Consider the following 16,670-nt stretch of genomic DNA (forward strand, 5'->3'; position numbering starts at 1 on the left):
CCCCCCAACGCACCCCCCCCACGCAGCCCTCGCACCGCACTCGCCCGCCTCCGGCCCGCACCCGGAAAGGCCCCCGCCCATGCGTCCGAGCCCCTTGCCGTCCCGCCGCCCGGCACTCGTCGCCGCGCTCTGCGCCGCCGCCCTCGCCGTCACCGGCCTGACCGGCGCGGCCCCGCCCCCCGAACCCGCCGTGGCCACCGCCGCGCTGCCCTACCAGGACCCGTCGCTCCCGGTGCCGCAGCGGGTCGACGACCTGCTGGCCCGGATGACGCTGGACGACAAGCTCGGCCAGATGACGCAGATCGAGAAGGAGGCCCTGGTCCCGCAGTCGGACCTGGCCACGTACCGCATCGGCTCGGTGCTCTCCGGCGGGGACTCCACGGTCAGCCCCAACAACGCCCAGACCTGGGCCGACACCTACGACTCCCTCCAGCGCACCGCGCTGACCACCCCGCTCGGCATCCCGGTGATCTACGGCATCGACGCGGTGCACGGCCACAACGCGGTACGCGGCGCCACGCTCTTCCCGCACAACATCGGCCTGGGCGCCACCCGCGACCCCGAACTGGTGGAGCGCGTCGGGCGGGCGGTGGCCGAGGAGGTGGCGGGCACCGGCATCGACTGGTCGTTCGCCCCGTGCCTGTGCGTGGTGCGCAACGACCGGTGGGGGCGCACCTACGAGTCCTTCGGTGAGAAGCCCGAACTGCCCACCGCCATGACCTCGTTCATCACCGGGATGCAGGGGCCGACGCTGGGCGCCGACCCGGCCTCCGTGCTCACCACCGCCAAGCACTACCTCGGCGACGGCGGCACCACCGGGGGAGTGGACCAGGGCAACACCGAACTGTCCGAGGCGGAGCTGCGGGCGGTGCACCTGCCGCCGTTCACCGAGGCGGTACGGCGGGGCGTCGGCTCGGTGATGCTGTCGTACAGCAGCTGGAACGGGGTGCGGTCGCACGCCCACCGGTACCTGGTCACCGATGTCCTCAAGGGCGAGCTGGGCTTCACCGGGTTCGTCGTCTCCGACTGGGCCGCCGTCGACCAGCTCGACGGGCAGAGCGGCTTCACCGGCGCGGAGATCGCCACCGCCGTCAACGCGGGCGTCGACATGGTGATGGTCCCGCACGACTACACCCGCTTTCTCAGCCTCCTGCGGGGTGAGGTGAACGCCGGGCGTGTCCCCATGGCCCGGGTCGACGACGCCAACCGGCGCATCCTCACCAAGAAGTTCGAACTGGGCCTTTTCGAAAGGCCGTTGACCGACCGCTCGTACACCTCCACCGTCGGCTCCGCCGCCCACCGCTCCCTCGCCCGGCAGGCGGTGCGCGAGTCGCAGGTGCTGCTGAAGAACGACGGCGGGCTGCTGCCGCTGCCGAAGTCGGCGAAGGTGTTCGTAGCCGGGAAGAACGCCGACGACATCGGCAACCAGAGCGGCGGCTGGACCGTCGGCTGGCAGGGCCGCAGCGGACCCGTCACCGAGGGCACCACGATCCTCCAGGGCATCCGCGCCGCCGTCACCGACCCGTCCCGGGTGACGTACGACCGGTACGGCAACGGCATCGACGGCAGCTACACGGCCGCCGTCGCCGTCGTCGGCGAGACCCCCTACGCCGAGGGGCGCGGCGACCGGCCCGGCGCGATGGGCCTCGACCAGGAGGACCTCGCGACACTGGCCCGGCTGAAGGCGAGCGGCGTGCCCGTCGCCGTGGTCCTGGTCTCCGGGCGCCCGCTCGACATCGCCGCCCAACTGCCGGACTGGCGGGCCCTGCTGGCGGCCTGGCTGCCCGGCACCGAGGGCGCGGGCGTCGCCGACGTGCTCTTCGGCGACCACGCGCCGACCGGCAAGCTCCCGGTGAGCTGGATGCGCAGCGCCTCCCAGCAGCCCGTCAACGACGGCGACGGCAAGAGCCCGCTGTTCCCCTACGGGCACGGGCTGACGTACGACGGCACGGACCCCGGTCCCGGCCCCGACCCCGATCCCGACCCGGTGGGCGGCTGCACCGCCGACTTCCGGCTCGTCAACTCCTGGCCCGGCGGCCACCAGGCCGAGATCACCGTCAAGAACACCGGGACCGCCCCCACGTCCGGCTGGACCGTCGACTGGGCGCTGGACGGGGCGAGCATCACCAGCCTCTGGAACGGCACCCTCACCGTCGCCGACGGCCGGGCCACCGTACGCAACACCTCGTCCAACGGCGCGCTGTCGCCGGGGGCGACCACCTCGTTCGGCTACACCGCGAACGGCAGCGCGGGCAGTCCCGTCCCGCGCTGTGTCACCGGCTGAACCACCCCGCACGGAACACCCGTACCCCAAGGAGGGCACATGACAGACCGGAGCAGACGCACGGGCCCCGGCCCGCGCCGCCCGCGCCGGAAGCGGTCGGCCGCCATGGCCGCCGTGCTCAGCACCCTGCTGCCGGCGACCGCGGCCCAGTTGTCCGGGCCGTCGTCGGCGGCGGCGGCCGAGGCTCATGTCGACAACCCGTTCGCCGGGGCCACCTTCTACGTCAACCCCGACTACGCCGAACTCGTCGACACCTCCATCGCCCGCACCAGTGACGCCACCCTCAAGGCGAAGATGGAGCAGGTCAAGAACAACCCGACGGCCGTCTGGCTGGACCGCATCGCCGCCATCCACGGCGGCGAGGCGAACGCGGGCCGCAAGAGCCTCGCCGACCACCTCGATCTCGCCCTCGCCCAGAAGAAGCCGGGACAGCCGATCACCGCGACCTTCGTGGTGTACGACCTGCCGGGCCGGGACTGCGCCGCCCTCGCCTCCAACGGCGAACTGCCGCTCACCGCGGCCGGGCTGGCCCGCTACAAGAGCGAGTACATCGACGTCATCGCGAACGTCTTCAAGAACCCGAAGTACCAGGACATCCGGATCACCACCGTCATCGAGCCCGACGGCCTGCCGAACCTGGTCACCAACACCTCCGACCCCGAGTGCGCCCAGGCCAAGAGCAGCGGCATCTACGCCGACGCCGTGCGCTACGCCCTGGACCAGCTGCACGCCATCCCCAACGTCTACACCTACCTCGACTTCGCGCACTCCGGCTGGCTCGGCTGGGACAACAACCTGAGCGGGAACGTTCAGCTGTACACCGAGGTAGCCCGGGGCACCCGCGCCGGGCTGAGCAGCGTCGACGGGCTCGTCACCAACGTCTCCAACTACACGCCGCTCGCCGAGCCGTTCCTGCCCGACCCGACCAAGCAGGTCGGCGGCAACCAGATCAGGTCGGGCAAGTACTACGAGTGGAACTCGAACTTCGACGAGTCGGACTTCACCGCCAACCTGCACCGCGCGCTGGTCAGCGCGGGCTGGCCCGCCTCCACCGGCATGATCGTGGACACCTCCCGCAACGGCTGGGGCGGCCCGGGCCGGCCCACCGCCGAGAGCACCAGCACCACCCTCGACACCTACGTCAGCGAGTCCAAGATCGACCGCAGGACCCACCGCGGCCTGTGGTGCAACGTCAACGGTGCCGGACTCGGCCAGCCCCCGCAGGCCGCGCCCTCCGGGTACCCCGACTCCCGGCTCGACGCGTTCCTGTGGGTGAAGCCGCCGGGGGAGTCGGACGGGTCCAGCACCGAGATCCCCAACGACGAGGGCAAGCACCTCGACCCCATGTGCGACCCGACGTACACGGCACCCAACGCGGGCGGCAACAAGACCGGCGCGATGGAGGGCGCCCCGCTCGCCGGACACTGGTTCCACGAGCAGTTCGCCATGCTGGTGCGCAACGCCCACCCGGCCGTGGGCGACGACGGCGGCAGCGGCGGTGACACCACCGCCCCGACCGCGCCGACCGGGCTGCGCTCCACCGCGCAGACCGCCGGCAGCGTCTCGCTGGCCTGGACGGCGTCGACCGACGACACCGGCGTCACCGGCTACGACGTGTACCGCGACGGCACCCGGGTCACCTCGGCGCCGGTCACCACCACCTCGTTCACGGACACCGGCCTGACCGCCGCCACCGCCTACGCCTACACCGTCCGCGCCCGGGACGCCGCCGGGAACGTCTCCGCGCCCTCCGCCGCGCTGACGGTCACCACCGGCACGGGTGACGGGGGCGGTCCCGACCCGGTCGGTGGCGTCAAGGTCCTCTACAAGAACAACGACGCCTCGGTGGCGGACAACGCGATCCGGCCCGGCCTGCGCATCGTCAACACCGGCACCGGCCCGCTGGACCTCAGCGGGGTGACGGCCCGGTACTACTTCACCCGGGACGGCGGTTCATCCACGGTCAGCGCCTGGTGCGACTACGCCGCCGTCGGCTGCTCGAACGTCAGCCTGCGGGTGGTGCCGCTGAGCACGCCGGTACCGGGCGCGGACGCCTACCTGGAGGTCTCCTTCAGAAGCGGCACGGTCGCCGCGGGCGGGAACACCGGCGACATCCAGCTGCGGATGGCCAAGTCGGACTGGTCCGCCTTCGACGAGTCCGACGACCACAGCCGCGCCACCGTCACCTCCTACACCGACGCCCCGAAGATCCCCGTCTACCTCGGCACCGAGCTGGCCTGGGGCACCCCGCCCAGCTGACCGGCTCTCCCCACGATCCCCTCGCCCGTCCGGCGCGACCACTCCCCGGACGGGCGGGGGCTCCAGACGCCCCGCGAGGGCGCGGCACGACCCGCACACCTCCCCACACAGGCACAGGAGGCACCATGGCACGACCCAAACGCATCGTCTCCTTGATGGCGGTGCTCGCGACCCTGCTCAGCGGGCTGGGCCTGGCCCTGCTTGCACAGGGCAACGCCAAGGCGCACGGCGTGGCGATGATGCCCGGATCGCGGACCTACCTCTGCTATCTGGACGGCCAGAGCAGTACGGGCGCCCTCAACCCGACCAACCCCGCGTGCCGGGCCGCGCTCAACCAGAGCGGGGCGACCCCGCTGTACAACTGGTTCGCGGTGCTGGACTCCAACGCGGCCGGACGGGGCGCCGGCTATGTCCCGGACGGCACGCTGTGCAGCGCCGGCAACCGGTCCCCGTACGACTTCTCCGCCTACAACGCCGCCCGCTCCGACTGGCCCCGCACGCACCTCACCTCGGGCAAGACGATGCGGGTGAAGTACAGCAACTGGGCGGCGCACCCGGGTGACTTCCGGGTGTACCTCTCCAAGCCCGGCTACTCGCCGACCTCCCCGCTGGGCTGGGGTGACCTGGAGCTGATCCAGACGGTGACCAACCCGCCGCAGTCCGGTTCGGTGGGCAGCGAGTCCGGTCACTACTACTGGGACCTGAACCTGCCCTCGGGCCGGTCGGGCAACGCGGTCCTGTTCATCCAGTGGGTGCGTTCGGACAGCAACGAGAACTTCTTCTCCTGCTCCGACATCGTCTTCGACGGTGGCAACGGCGAGGTGACCGGCATCAACAACCCGGGCGGCGGCGACCCGACCCCGGACCCGACCGACCCGACGCCGGACCCGACCGACCCGCACACCGGCTGCATGGCCGTCTACGAGGTGACCAACGCCTGGGGCGGCGGCTTCCAGGGTTCCGTCCAGGTGATGAACCACGGCACCACGGCGAAGAACGGCTGGGCCGTGCAGTGGAAGCCGGGTGACGGCACCCGGATCAGCAGTGTGTGGAACGGCGTGCTCAGTACGGGCAGCGACGGCACGGTCAAGGTCAGCAACGCCGACCACAACCGGACCATCGCCGCCGACGGCAGTGTCACGTTCGGCTTCACCGCCACCTCGACCGGCAACAACTTCCCGGTCGGCTCGATCGGCTGCGTCAACCCGTAGCCGAAGCACGGTCCGCTCCACCGGCGCCGGTTCCCCTCGGGGGACCGGCGCCGTCCCGTGTCCGGCCGCGCGTCTTGACGGTGTCCGCGCACCGACCTACATTACTTCCAGATCGTAGAAAAGAAATTTCGCTATACGGAATTGCTACGGAAGTGCTCACCGCGGGGCGCGACGGGAGTGCGAACCGACAGCCGAAGCAGGAGTACTCAATGGCTCGTATGACCGCTGCCCGCGCGGCAGTCGAGATCCTCAAGCGCGAGGGCGTCAGCGACGCGTTCGGGGTGCCGGGCGCGGCGATCAACCCGTTCTACGCGGCGCTGAAGGCCTCCGGCGGGATCACCCATACCCTCGCCCGCCATGTCGAGGGCGCCTCGCACATGGCCGAGGGCTACACCCGCACCCGCCCCGGCAACATCGGCGTCTGTGTCGGCACCTCGGGACCGGCCGGGACCGACATGATCACGGGCCTCTACTCGGCCATCGGCGACTCCATCCCGATCCTGTGCATCACCGGCCAGGCCCCCACCTCCGCGATCCACAAGGAGGACTTCCAGGCCGTCGACATCGCCTCCATCGCGGCCCCGGTGACCAAGATGGCGGTCACCGTCCTGGAGGCCGCCCAGGTACCCGGGGTCTTCCAGCAGGCCTTCCACCTGATGCGCTCCGGGCGCCCCGGTCCGGTCCTGATCGACCTGCCGGTCGACGTCCAGCTCACCGAGATCGAGTTCGACCCGGAGACCTACGCGCCGCTGCCGGTCTACAAGCCCGCCGCGACCCGCGCCCAGATCGACAAGGCGCTCGGCATGCTGAACGCCGCCGAGCGCCCGCTGATCGTCGCGGGCGGCGGTGTCATCAACGCCGACGCCGCCGACCTGCTGGTCGAGTTCGCCGAACTGACCGGCACCCCGGTCGTGCCGACCCTGATGGGCTGGGGCGTCCTGCCCGACGACCACGAGCTGAACGCGGGCATGGTCGGCCTCCAGACCTCCCACCGGCACGGCAACGCGACCTTCCTGGAGTCCGACTTCGTCCTCGGCATCGGCAACCGCTGGGCCAACCGCCACACTGGCAGGCTCGACGTCTACACCGCCGGGCGGACGTTCGTGCACGTCGACATCGAACCCACCCAGATCGGCAGGATCTTCGCCCCCGACTACGGCATCGCCTCCGACGCCGGGGCCGCCCTGCGACTCTTCGTCGAGGCCGCCCGCGAACTCAAGGCGTCCGGCGCGCTCCCCGACCGCTCCGCCTGGGCCGCCGCCGCCCAGGACAGGCGGGCCCGCCTCCAGCGCCGTACCCACTTCGACGACATCCCGATCAAACCGCAGCGCGTCTACGAGGAGATGAACAAGGCCTTCGGCCCGGAGACCCGGTACGTCTCCACGATCGGCCTCTCCCAGATCGCGGGCGCCCAGATGCTGCACGTCTACAAGCCGCGGCACTGGATCAACTGCGGCCAGGCGGGCCCCCTCGGCTGGACCCTCCCCGCCGCCCTCGGCGTCGCCAAGGCCGACCCGGACGCCCTGGTCGTCGCCCTCTCCGGGGACTACGACTTCCAGTTCCTGATCGAGGAACTGGCCGTCGGCGCCCAGCACCGCATCCCCTACGTCCACGTCCTGGTGAACAACTCCTACCTGGGCCTGATCCGGCAGGCACAGCGGGCGTTCGACATCGACTTCCAGGTCAACCTGGAGTTTGAGAACGTCAACTCGCCCGAGCTGGGCGGCTACGGCGTCGACCACGTCAAGGTCGCCGAGGGCCTGGGCTGCAAGGCGATCCGGGTGACCGACCCCGCCGAGCTGGGCGCCGCCTTCGAACAGGCCAGGAAGCTCGCCGCCGAGTACCGGGTGCCGGTCGTCGTGGAGGCGATCCTGGAGCGCGTCACCAACATCTCCATGTCGACCACCAACGACATCGGCAACGTCGTGGAGTTCGAGGAGATCGCGACCGAACCCGGCCACGCGCCGACGGCGATCAGGCCCCTGAGGGTCTGACCCGGCCGGCGCCAGGGGCGGCCCCACCACGGGGCCGCCCCTTCGGCGTGCGCTCCACCGGTCAGTCCCCGCCGCCGTCCCCGAAGCCGGCGAAGCCGTTCCGCGAGGAGTGCCGCAGCAGCCCGCCGTCCGCCACCTCGGCCCGGGCGGCCAGACCCGCCCGCAGCGCGAAGCGCGGCGCCACCACCCGCAGGGCCGCCTCGCCGTGCAGGGCGACGGCGAGCAGCCTGGCGTCGTCGGTGAGGCCGCGCCGGGTCTCGGGCAGCGGATGCCGTCGGCGCAGCGCCCGCACCCCGCGCCGGGTGGCGCGGGTGGGGCCGAGCAGCGGATAGCGCAGCAGCCCTGCCTCCGCGAGCGGGATCCGCATCCGGGCCACCGCCAGCCGTACGCCGGGGTCCCGCGCCAGTTCGCGCGGTCCGCTGGTCCCGTCCAGGGCCTTGCACACGGCGAACTCCAGCGGGCTGCCCGTGGTGTCCGCGTCCAGCGGACCGGCGCCCGGCGCTCCCGGCCGGCCGGGCAGCACCGCGCCGCGCAGATGCAGCGCCAGCACCGCCACGGTGACGGCCGCGCGGGGACCACCCCGCAGCAGCGCGATCTCCTGTGGATCCAGCCGCTCCAGACGGACCGGCCGGCTCGCGTTGTCCCCGTCGCCTCCGTACACCACCATCACCTCGCCCCCGTGCACGGGGCCCGCCGCCCCCGTGCCGGCGGGCCCCGTGTGACGGCAGAATGCCCGCTCCCCGGGGCTGTTGAAGCCCTTTGGGCGCGGGTTCAGAGGTTGATTTGAGGGTGCCGTAGCCGGTGTACGCCCCGTGCCGTAGACGGGGTTCACGCGTCGTGGTGCTCCGACAGCCCCGGCCAGTCGTCCGGGCCGCCGCCCTGCCACTCGATGAGGTCCGTCCCCTCGACATCGGTCACGTACAGATCGGCCAGCCGCAGGATCTCGCTCACGTCGTCGATGTGCGTGGCGATGCCCAGCGTCTCGTCGCCCTCCGTGACCCGACGGGAGCCGTCCAGGGCCGGGGAGTGGACCACGATGTGCGGATGCTGTGTCGGGTGTGCCATGCCTTCAGACTCCTGCGCCCGGGGCGCTTTCGCACCCCGGGCGAGGGAGGAGGCCGGGAACGTGCCGGGACCGCGGCGGAGGCGACGGCGCCGAAGCGCCCTTCCCTCAGGTCGAGAAGGGGGCCCGGTTCCTTCACCACCGCACTGGCTCGCACACCGCCGCGGTCGTCACCCTTCCCGCGTGCGGACCGCCAGGCGGGCGGGACGCGGGAAGGGAGTCGGGTTCCGGGCGGCGTCCGTCCGCCTGGGCGCGACAGGACAGTGTCGGCGAACGGGCGCCGCCCGGAGGTCTCAGAGCCGGGCGCCGGACAGGCGCTCGACCGCGCGCAGCAGCGCGGAGTGGTCCAGTCCGCCGTCGCCCTGCGCGCGCAGGGAGGCGACCAGCTGGGCGACCACGGCGCCGACGGGCAGGGCCGCGCCGACGGTGCGGGCGGCGTCGGTGACGATGCCCATGTCCTTGTGGTGCAGGTCGATGCGGAAGCCCGGCCGGAAGTCCCGGTTCAGGAAGTTGTCCTTCTTGCGGGTGAGGACGGTCGAGCCCGCGAGGCCGCCGTTCAGCACGTCCAGCGCGGCCCCCAGGTCCACGCCCGACTTCTCCAGGAAGACCACGGCCTCAGCGCAGGCCTGGATGTTGACGGCGACGATCAGCTGGTTGGCCGCCTTCACCGTCTGGCCCGAGCCGTGCGGACCGCACAGCACGATGGTCCTGCCCAGCGCCTCGAAGACCGGGCGGGCCTCGTCGAAGTCGGCCTGCTCGCCGCCGACCATGATGGACAGCACGGCCTCCACGGCACCGGCCTCACCGCCGGACACCGGGGCGTCCAGCACCCGTACGCCCTTGTCCCGCGCCGCCCTCGCCAGGTCGACGGAGGTCTGCGGGGTGATCGAGGACATGTCGATCAGCAGGGCGCCGGAGCGGGCGTTGTCCAGGATGCCGTCGGGGCCGTAGGCGATCGCCTCGACCTGCGGGGAGGCGGGCACCATCGTGATGATGACGTCGGCCCCGCGCACGGCCTCGGCGACGGAGGCGGCGGCGGTGCCCCCCGCGGCGGTGAGCCGGTCCAGCTTCTCCCGCTCCAGGGTGTACCCGGTGACGTCGTAGCCCGCCTTGATCAGGTTCTCCGACATGGGGGAGCCCATGATGCCGAGGCCTATCCAGGCGATCTTGGGCAGTGTGTTGCTCATGAGGGTGCCTCTCGGGTGACGGGGTCAGCGGGACAGCCAGTCGAAGGTCTCGGCGCTCGGCCGGTCACCCGGCTTGTACTCCAGGCCGACCCAGCCGTCGTAACCGGCCTTCGCCAGCTGGTCGAGCAGCTCCTCCAGCGGGAGCGAACCCGTGCCGGGGGCGCCGCGGCCCGGGCTGTCGGCGATCTGGACGTGCCCGGTCTTCTCCGCGTAGTCGGCGATCACCTGCGGCAGGTCCTCGCCGTTCTTGGCCAGGTGGTACAGGTCCATCAGGAAGCGGGCGTTGCCCAGGCCGGTGGCCTCGTTGACCTTGTCGACGATCCCCACGGCGGCCGGGGCCGACACCAGCGGGTAGCGCGGCGACTCGGGCGCGTTCAGCGCCTCGATCAGCAAGACCGCGCCGATCCGGTCGGCGGCCCGCGCGGCCAGGACGAGGTTCTCCAGTGCCAGCGCGTCCTGCTCGGCCGGGTCGACGCCCTCGACGCGGTTGCCGTAGAGCGCGTTGAGCGCCGTACAGCCGAGCGACCCGGCGAACTCGGCGGCGACGTCGATGTTGGCGCGGAACCGCTCCGACTCCTCGCCCGGGACCGACAGGGCGCCCCGGTCCGGGCCCGGCAGCTGTCCGGCGTAGAAGTTCAGACCGTTGAGCCGGACCCCGGCCTCCTCGATCGCCCGCTTCAGCGCGTCGAGTTCGGCCTGCTCGGGGGTGGGGGAGTCGACCCAGGGCCACCACAGCTCGACCGCGGTGAAACCGGCCGCGGCGGCTGCCGCGGGGCGCTGAAGGAGCGGGAGTTCCGTGAAGAGGATCGACAGGTTGACGTTGAAGCGCTGCTCTGCGAATCCCATGTCGCGGCGCTCCCTTCCTGTATGTACTTCCGCAATATGGAAGTTGCTTTCTGCTTACTGGAAGACTGCCGCCGAGCTGCGGACCTTGTCAAGAGGGCTCGGCGGAACGCCTCACCGCGCGTTAGGTTGAGCGCGTGCGACTGAGAGTGGAATTCACGACCGAGCCCTTCGACCTCGACGAGGCCCCCGCGCACGCGCTGGTCGCCCGTGAGGTCGTCGAGGCCGCCGAGCTGGACGCGGTGGACGTCGGGCCGTTCGGCAACACCGCGGAGGGGCGGGCGGACGCGGTGCTCGCCGCGCTGGACGCGCTGCTGCGCAGGACGCTGGAGGCGGGCGCCACCCGGGTCTCGCTCCAGGTCAACGTGGTCGAGGAGGGCGACCGGTGACCGGTGACGAGCCCTTCATCACGGCCGTGAAGCCGCTGGTCGACGCCATGGGCGGGGAGATGCTCCCGCCCGACGAGGCCGGTCCCGACGATGTCGTCCTCGCCTGGGAGGGCGCCGACGTCGTCGCGGTGCGGCTGCCGCAGCTCGCGGACTCCCTGGACCACATCCTGGCCGCCATGGAGCGCAAGAAGGGCAAGCCGCTCGCCGAGCTGGACCGCAAGGCGAAGCAGGAGGTCGTACGGGTGCTGGAGGCGCGCGGCGCCTTCTCCGTGCGGCACGGTGTGGAGACCGTGGCCGGTGCGCTGGGGGTCAGCCGCTTCACGGTCTACAACTACCTCAACCGGGAGAAGGGGGCTTGAGGGGGTCCGGGGGGAGCCGTCGGGTTCCGTAACCCGAAATTTTCAACAAAGTGTTGACGGCGTTCGGCGGAGCGCGTTAGCTGTCCGCAGCCCGTTCGACACAAGGCCACGGAGGCTCCCGTGACGTCCACTCCCACGCCGCCGGGCCTGGCCCGCTTCAACGCCGACGAGGAACACACCGCCCTCGCCGCACTTCTCGACGCGTGCGCCTCCGGCGCCTGGGCGCGGCGGCTGGTGGCCGCCCGCCCGTACCCCACCCCCGAGGACCTGTACGCCGCCAGCGACGCCGCCATGGCCGGGCTCACCCCCGCCGACCTCGACGAGGCCACGGCCGGACACCCCCCGATCGGCCGCCCCGAGCCCGGCGACCCCACCTCCGCCCGAGAACAGCGCGGCATGGCGGACGCCTCCGACGCGCTGAAGGCCGAGATGCTGGAGCTGAACCTGGCGTACCAGGAGAAGTTCGGCCATGTCTTCCTGATCTGTGCCACCGGCCGCTCCGGCGAGGAGATGCGCGACGCGCTCCGGGAGCGGATCGGCAACCCGCCGGAGGTGGAGCGGGAGATCGTCCGCACCGAACTGGGGAAGATCAACCGCATCCGTCTGGCCCGGCTCGTCGAACCCGTCGCAGAGGACTGACCACCCCATGAGCACCAGCACCACCGCCTCCGTCTCCACCCACATCCTGGACACCAGTGTCGGCCGCCCCGCCGAGGGCGTCGCCGTGCACCTCGCGGCCCGCGCCGGACGTGACGCCGGCTGGCGGGCGCTCGGCGGCTCCGCGACCGACGCGGACGGCCGGTGCAAGGACCTCCCGGCGCTGCCGGAGGGCACCACCCACGTACGGCTCGACTTCGCCGTGGAGCCGTACTTCGAGCACATGCAGAAGAAGCAAGCCGATGCGCAGCAGGACGCCCCCGCGAATCGGGACAGCGGTCCCGCGGTGTTCTTCCCGGAGGTGGCGATCACCTTCGCCGTCGTGCCCGGCGAGCACTACCACGTACCGCTGCTGCTCAACCCGTTCGGCTACTCCGTTTACCGAGGGAGCTAGCTCTATGCCCACGATTCTCGGCCAGAACCAGTACGGCAAGGCGGAGAACCGCGTCGTGAAGATCACGCGGGACGGCGCCACCCACCACATCAAGGACCTGAACGTGTCGGTGTCGCTGAGCGGCGACATGGACGACGTCCACTACTCCGGCTCCAACACCAACGTCCTGCCGACCGACACCACCAAGAACACGGTGTACGCGTTCGCCAGGGAGCACGGCGTCGACTCCGCCGAGCAGTTCGGCATCCACCTCGCCCGGCACTTCGTCACCAGCCAGGAACCCATCCACCGCGCCCGCATCCGGATCGAGGAGTACGCCTGGGAGCGGATCGAGGCCCCCGGCTCCGAGGGCGAGCACTCCTTCGTCCGCAAGGGCCAGGAGACCCGGCTGACGCAGATCACCTACGACGGGTCGTCCTGGGAGGTGGTGTCCGGGCTGAAGGACCTGGTCGTCATGAACTCCACCGACTCCGAGTTCTGGGGCTACGTCAAGGACGAGTACACGACCCTGAAGGAGGCGTACGACCGCATCCTGGCCACCGAGGTCTCCGCCCGCTGGCGGTACAACTGGACCGGCGACGCCCAGGACATGCCGGACTGGGACACCTCCTACGAGCAGACCAAGCGGCACCTGCTGCACGCCTTCGCCGAGACGTACTCGCTCTCCCTCCAGCAGACGCTGTACCAGATGGGCACCCGGATCATCGACCACCGCGAGGAGATCGACGAGGTCCGCTTCTCCCTCCCGAACAAGCACCACTTCCTCGTGGACCTGGAGCCGTTCGGGCTGAAGAACGACACCGCCGACGGTGCTGTGTACTACGCCGCCGACCGGCCCTACGGCCTGATCGAGGGCACCGTCCTGCGGGACGGCTGCGAGGCGCGCATACCGGCGGACCTCACCAACCTCTGACCCACCCGCCCCGCACCTCCCTTTCGGCACCCGTGGCCGGGGAACCCGCCCCCCGGCCACGGCACTCAAACCTCCCAGGGTCCTGCCGTGCCCCCTCCATCCCAGCGCAAAGGACGAACCATGGCAGCAGACCGGCGCACCGTCATCGAGAACTGCGCGATCGCGACCGTCGACGCGGACGACACCGAGTACACCGACGGGTACCTGGTCGTCGCGGGCAACCGCATCGAGGCGGTCGGCGCGGGCCGGGCCCCCGAGGGCCTGGCGGACGTCGGACGCCGTATCGACGCCACCGGCCACCTCGTGACCCCCGGCCTGGTCAACACCCACCACCACTTCTACCAGTGGATCACCCGGGGCCTGGCCACCGACCACAACCTCTTCGACTGGCTCGTCGCCCTCTACCCGACCTGGGCGCGCATCGACGAGCCGATGGTGTACGCCGCGGCGCGCGGCTCCCTCGCCATGATGGCCCGCGGCGGTGTCACCACCGCCATGGACCACCACTACGTCTACCCGCGCGGCTCAGGCGACCTGTCCGGCGCCGTCATCCGCGCCGCCCGCGAGACGGGCGTACGCTTCACCCTCGCCCGCGGTTCCATGGACCGCGGCGAGAAGGACGGCGGCCTGCCCCCGGACTTCGCCGTCGAGACCCTGGAAGGCGCCCTCGCCGCCACCGAGGAGACCGTCAACCGGCACCACGACTTCTCCTTCGGCGCCATGACCCGGATCGCCGTGGCGCCCTGCTCCCCGTTCTCCGTCTCCACCGAACTCATGCGCGAGGGCGCCGCGCTGGCCCGCCGTCTCGGCGTACGACTGCACACCCACGGCAGTGAGACCGTCGAGGAGGAGAAGTTCTGCCACGAGCTGTTCGGCATGGGCCCGACCGACTACTTCGAGTCCACCGGCTGGCTCGGCGAGGACGTGTGGATGGCGCACTGCGTCCATATGAACGACTCCGACATCGCCGCCTTCGCCCGCACGAAGACCGGTGTCGCCCACTGTCCGTCGTCCAACGCCCGGCTCGCGGCGGGCATCGCCCGCGTCCCCGACATGCTGGCGGCCGGTGTCCCCGTCGGCCTCGGCGTCGACGGCACCGCGTCCAACGAGTCCGGCGAACTCCACACCGAACTGCGCAACGCCCTGCTCATCAACCGCCTGGGCGCCCACCGCGAGGCCGCCCTGAACGCCCGTCAGGCGCTGCGCCTGGGCACCTACGGCGGTGCCCAGGTCCTCGGCCGGGCCGCCGAGACCGGCTCGCTGGAACCCGGCAAGCTGGCCGACCTGGTGCTGTGGAAGCTGGACACCCTCGCCCACGCCTCCATCGCCGACCCGGTCACCGCGCTGGTCTTCGGCGCCGCCGCCCCGGTCACCGCCTCCTTCGTGAACGGTGAGCAGATCGTCCAGGACGGACGGCTGCTCACCGTCGACGAGGACGAGATCGCCCGCTCCACGCGGGCCGAGGCGCGGCGGCTGGCGCGGATCGCCGCACAGGGCTGACCAGTCGAAGATCTCCGGCCGGGAGGGACGGCTCCCGGCCGGTGGCCGTGGACCCGAGCGGGGTCCATGGCGGCCGTCTCCGGGGCGTGCATGGACATGTGCGCCCCGGAACGGCCACCCCGTCCCCTCTCCACGGTCCCGCACGACCGCGCACCACCTCCTTGAAACCCACGTCAGAGCCGACGTGCCGTCAACCGACCGGAGGAGCCGCCCGTGTCCGCCCACCCCGTCGACGAGAAACTCCCCGCCCTCAAGATGGCGACCACCGGCCTGCAACACGTCGCCGCCATGTACGCCGGAGTCGTCGCCCCGCCCCTGATCGTCGGCGCGGCCATCGGTCTGACCGCCACCGATCTGACCTTCCTCACCGGCGCCTGCCTGTTCACCGCGGGCCTCGCCACCTTCCTCCAGACCCTCGGCATCTGGAACATCGGCGCCCGGCTGCCCTTCGTCAACGGCGTCACCTTCGCCGGGGTCGCGCCCATGCTCGCCATCGTCGCCGCCACCGGCGACAAGGACGACGCGCTGCCCGTCATCTTCGGCGCGGTCATCGTCGCGGGCCTGCTGGGCTTCGTCGCCGCCCCCTTCTTCAGCAAGGCGATCCGCTTCTTCCCGCCCGTCGTCACCGGTACGGTCATCACCCTCATCGGCATCTCCCTGCTGCCGGTCGCCTTCGGCTGGGCCCAGGGCGCGAGCCCCACGGCGGACGACTACGGCTCGGCGACCAACCTGGGCCTCGCGGGCGCCACCCTCGTGATCGTCCTGCTGTTGCGCCGCTTCACCCGCGGCTTCGTCAAGCAGATCGCCGTCCTGCTGGGCCTGGTCGTCGGCACGGTCATCGCCGTCCCGCTCGGCGTCACCGACTTCTCCCCGGTGGCGGACGCGGACGTCGTCGGCTTCCCGACGCCCTTCCACTTCGGCGCCCCGCAGTTCCAGACCGCGGCGATCATCTCGATGTGCGTGGTGATGGTCGTCTCGATGACCGAGTCCACCGCCGACATGCTGGCGTTGGGCGAGATCGTCGACCGCCCGGCGGACGAGAAGACCATCGCCGCGGGCCTGCGCGCCGACACCCTCGGCTCGGCCGTCAGCCCGCTGTTCAACGGCTTCATGTGCAGCGCCTTCGCCCAGAACATCGGCCTGGTCGCGATGACGAGGATCCGCAGCCGGTACGTCGTCGCCGTGGGCGGCGGCTTCCTGGTCCTGATGGGCCTGTGCCCGGTGGCCGCCTCGCTCATCGCCGTCGTACCCCGTCCGGTGCTCGGCGGCGCGGGCGTCGTCCTGTTCGGGTCGGTCGCTGCCAGCGGCATCCAGACCCTGGTCCGGGCGGGCCTCGACAAGGACAACAACGTCCTGATCGTCGCCGTGTCGCTGGCCGTCGGCATCATCCCGATCACCGCGCCGGAGTTCTACCACGCCTTCCCGGAGACCGCGAGGATCGTCCTGGACTCCGGCATCTCCACCGGCTGCGTCGCCGCGGTCCTGCTCAACCTGGTCTTCAACCACCTGGGCCGCGACCGGGACGCCCGCGATGCCCGCGACGTCACCCACCCGATGGAGGCGGGCGAGGAGATCAGCGGTGCGACCCCGGCCAGGCCCTGACAGACCGACTCCGCG

The 16,670-nt window shown here is 71.6% G+C and carries 15 protein-coding genes; 11 read left to right on the forward strand and 4 right to left on the reverse strand.

The window, feature by feature from the left end; genetic code table 11:
* The first annotated feature begins 79 nt into the window (after positions 1-79).
* The 4 genes from KBY47_RS29475 to gcl all read left to right on the forward strand — a co-directional run bounded on the left by KBY47_RS29475 (position 80) and on the right by gcl (position 7,748).
* Complete coding sequence (locus KBY47_RS29475) at positions 80-2,284, forward strand: glycoside hydrolase family 3 N-terminal domain-containing protein (protein WP_210926355.1); 2,205 nt, start codon at positions 80-82, stop codon at positions 2,282-2,284.
* 39 nt (positions 2,285-2,323) lie between these two features.
* Complete coding sequence (locus tag KBY47_RS29480) at positions 2,324-4,543, forward strand: glycoside hydrolase family 6 protein (RefSeq protein ID WP_210926357.1); 2,220 nt, start codon at positions 2,324-2,326, stop codon at positions 4,541-4,543.
* Between the two features lie 125 nt (positions 4,544-4,668).
* Positions 4,669-5,754 carry a lytic polysaccharide monooxygenase gene (locus tag KBY47_RS29485; RefSeq protein ID WP_210926360.1) on the forward strand — a complete coding sequence of 362 codons (1,086 nt, stop codon included), beginning with the start codon at positions 4,669-4,671 and terminating at the stop codon, positions 5,752-5,754.
* 209 nt (positions 5,755-5,963) lie between these two features.
* A complete protein-coding gene (gene gcl / locus KBY47_RS29490; RefSeq protein ID WP_210926362.1) occupies positions 5,964-7,748 on the forward strand; it encodes a glyoxylate carboligase in 1,785 nt (594 codons plus the stop codon).
* Between the two features lie 61 nt (positions 7,749-7,809).
* Here gcl and KBY47_RS29495 read toward each other — a convergent pair whose 3' ends face one another.
* The 4 genes from KBY47_RS29495 to KBY47_RS29510 form a co-directional block, all read right to left on the reverse strand.
* Entirely contained in the window at positions 7,810-8,415 is a 606-nt protein-coding gene (locus tag KBY47_RS29495) for a TIGR04222 domain-containing membrane protein (protein ID WP_210926364.1), read from the reverse strand.
* Positions 8,416-8,576: 161 nt separating this feature from the next.
* Positions 8,577-8,813, reverse strand: coding sequence for a hypothetical protein (locus KBY47_RS29500; RefSeq protein WP_210926365.1), 237 nt, complete (start codon positions 8,811-8,813; stop codon positions 8,577-8,579).
* A 291-nt stretch (positions 8,814-9,104) separates the two neighbouring features.
* Complete coding sequence (locus tag KBY47_RS29505) at positions 9,105-9,998, reverse strand: 2-hydroxy-3-oxopropionate reductase (protein ID WP_210926372.1); 894 nt, start codon at positions 9,996-9,998, stop codon at positions 9,105-9,107.
* Positions 9,999-10,022: 24 nt separating this feature from the next.
* The gene (locus tag KBY47_RS29510; protein ID WP_210926374.1) at positions 10,023-10,844 is read right to left on the reverse strand and encodes a TIM barrel protein; all 822 of its coding nucleotides are present in this window, start codon (positions 10,842-10,844) and stop codon (positions 10,023-10,025) included.
* A gap of 134 nt (positions 10,845-10,978) precedes the next feature.
* Here KBY47_RS29510 and KBY47_RS29515 point away from each other — a divergent pair, with 134 nt between their 5' ends.
* From KBY47_RS29515 to KBY47_RS29545, 7 genes are all read left to right on the forward strand, one after another.
* A complete protein-coding gene (locus tag KBY47_RS29515; protein ID WP_210926376.1) occupies positions 10,979-11,230 on the forward strand; it encodes a hypothetical protein in 252 nt (83 codons plus the stop codon).
* 47 nt (positions 11,231-11,277) lie between these two features.
* The gene (locus KBY47_RS29520; RefSeq protein WP_210926473.1) at positions 11,278-11,589 is read left to right on the forward strand and encodes a helix-turn-helix domain-containing protein; all 312 of its coding nucleotides are present in this window, start codon (positions 11,278-11,280) and stop codon (positions 11,587-11,589) included.
* 120 nt (positions 11,590-11,709) lie between these two features.
* A complete protein-coding gene (uraD, locus tag KBY47_RS29525; protein WP_210926378.1) occupies positions 11,710-12,228 on the forward strand; it encodes a 2-oxo-4-hydroxy-4-carboxy-5-ureidoimidazoline decarboxylase in 519 nt (172 codons plus the stop codon).
* A gap of 7 nt (positions 12,229-12,235) precedes the next feature.
* The gene (gene uraH / locus KBY47_RS29530) at positions 12,236-12,640 is read left to right on the forward strand and encodes a hydroxyisourate hydrolase (protein WP_210926380.1); all 405 of its coding nucleotides are present in this window, start codon (positions 12,236-12,238) and stop codon (positions 12,638-12,640) included.
* A 4-nt stretch (positions 12,641-12,644) separates the two neighbouring features.
* The gene (pucL, locus tag KBY47_RS29535; protein WP_210926382.1) at positions 12,645-13,553 is read left to right on the forward strand and encodes a factor-independent urate hydroxylase; all 909 of its coding nucleotides are present in this window, start codon (positions 12,645-12,647) and stop codon (positions 13,551-13,553) included.
* Positions 13,554-13,673: 120 nt separating this feature from the next.
* On the forward strand, positions 13,674-15,053 hold the full coding sequence (locus KBY47_RS29540) for an 8-oxoguanine deaminase (protein ID WP_210926384.1): 1,380 nt from the start codon (positions 13,674-13,676) through the stop codon (positions 15,051-15,053).
* A gap of 213 nt (positions 15,054-15,266) precedes the next feature.
* Positions 15,267-16,655, forward strand: a complete 1,389-nt coding sequence (locus KBY47_RS29545; RefSeq protein ID WP_210926386.1) for a nucleobase:cation symporter-2 family protein — start codon at positions 15,267-15,269, stop codon at positions 16,653-16,655.
* The last annotated feature ends 15 nt before the right edge of the window (positions 16,656-16,670 follow it).

It is taken from the genome of Streptomyces sp. B93, assembly GCF_018070565.1.
GTDB lineage: Bacteria > Actinomycetota > Actinomycetes > Streptomycetales > Streptomycetaceae > Streptomyces.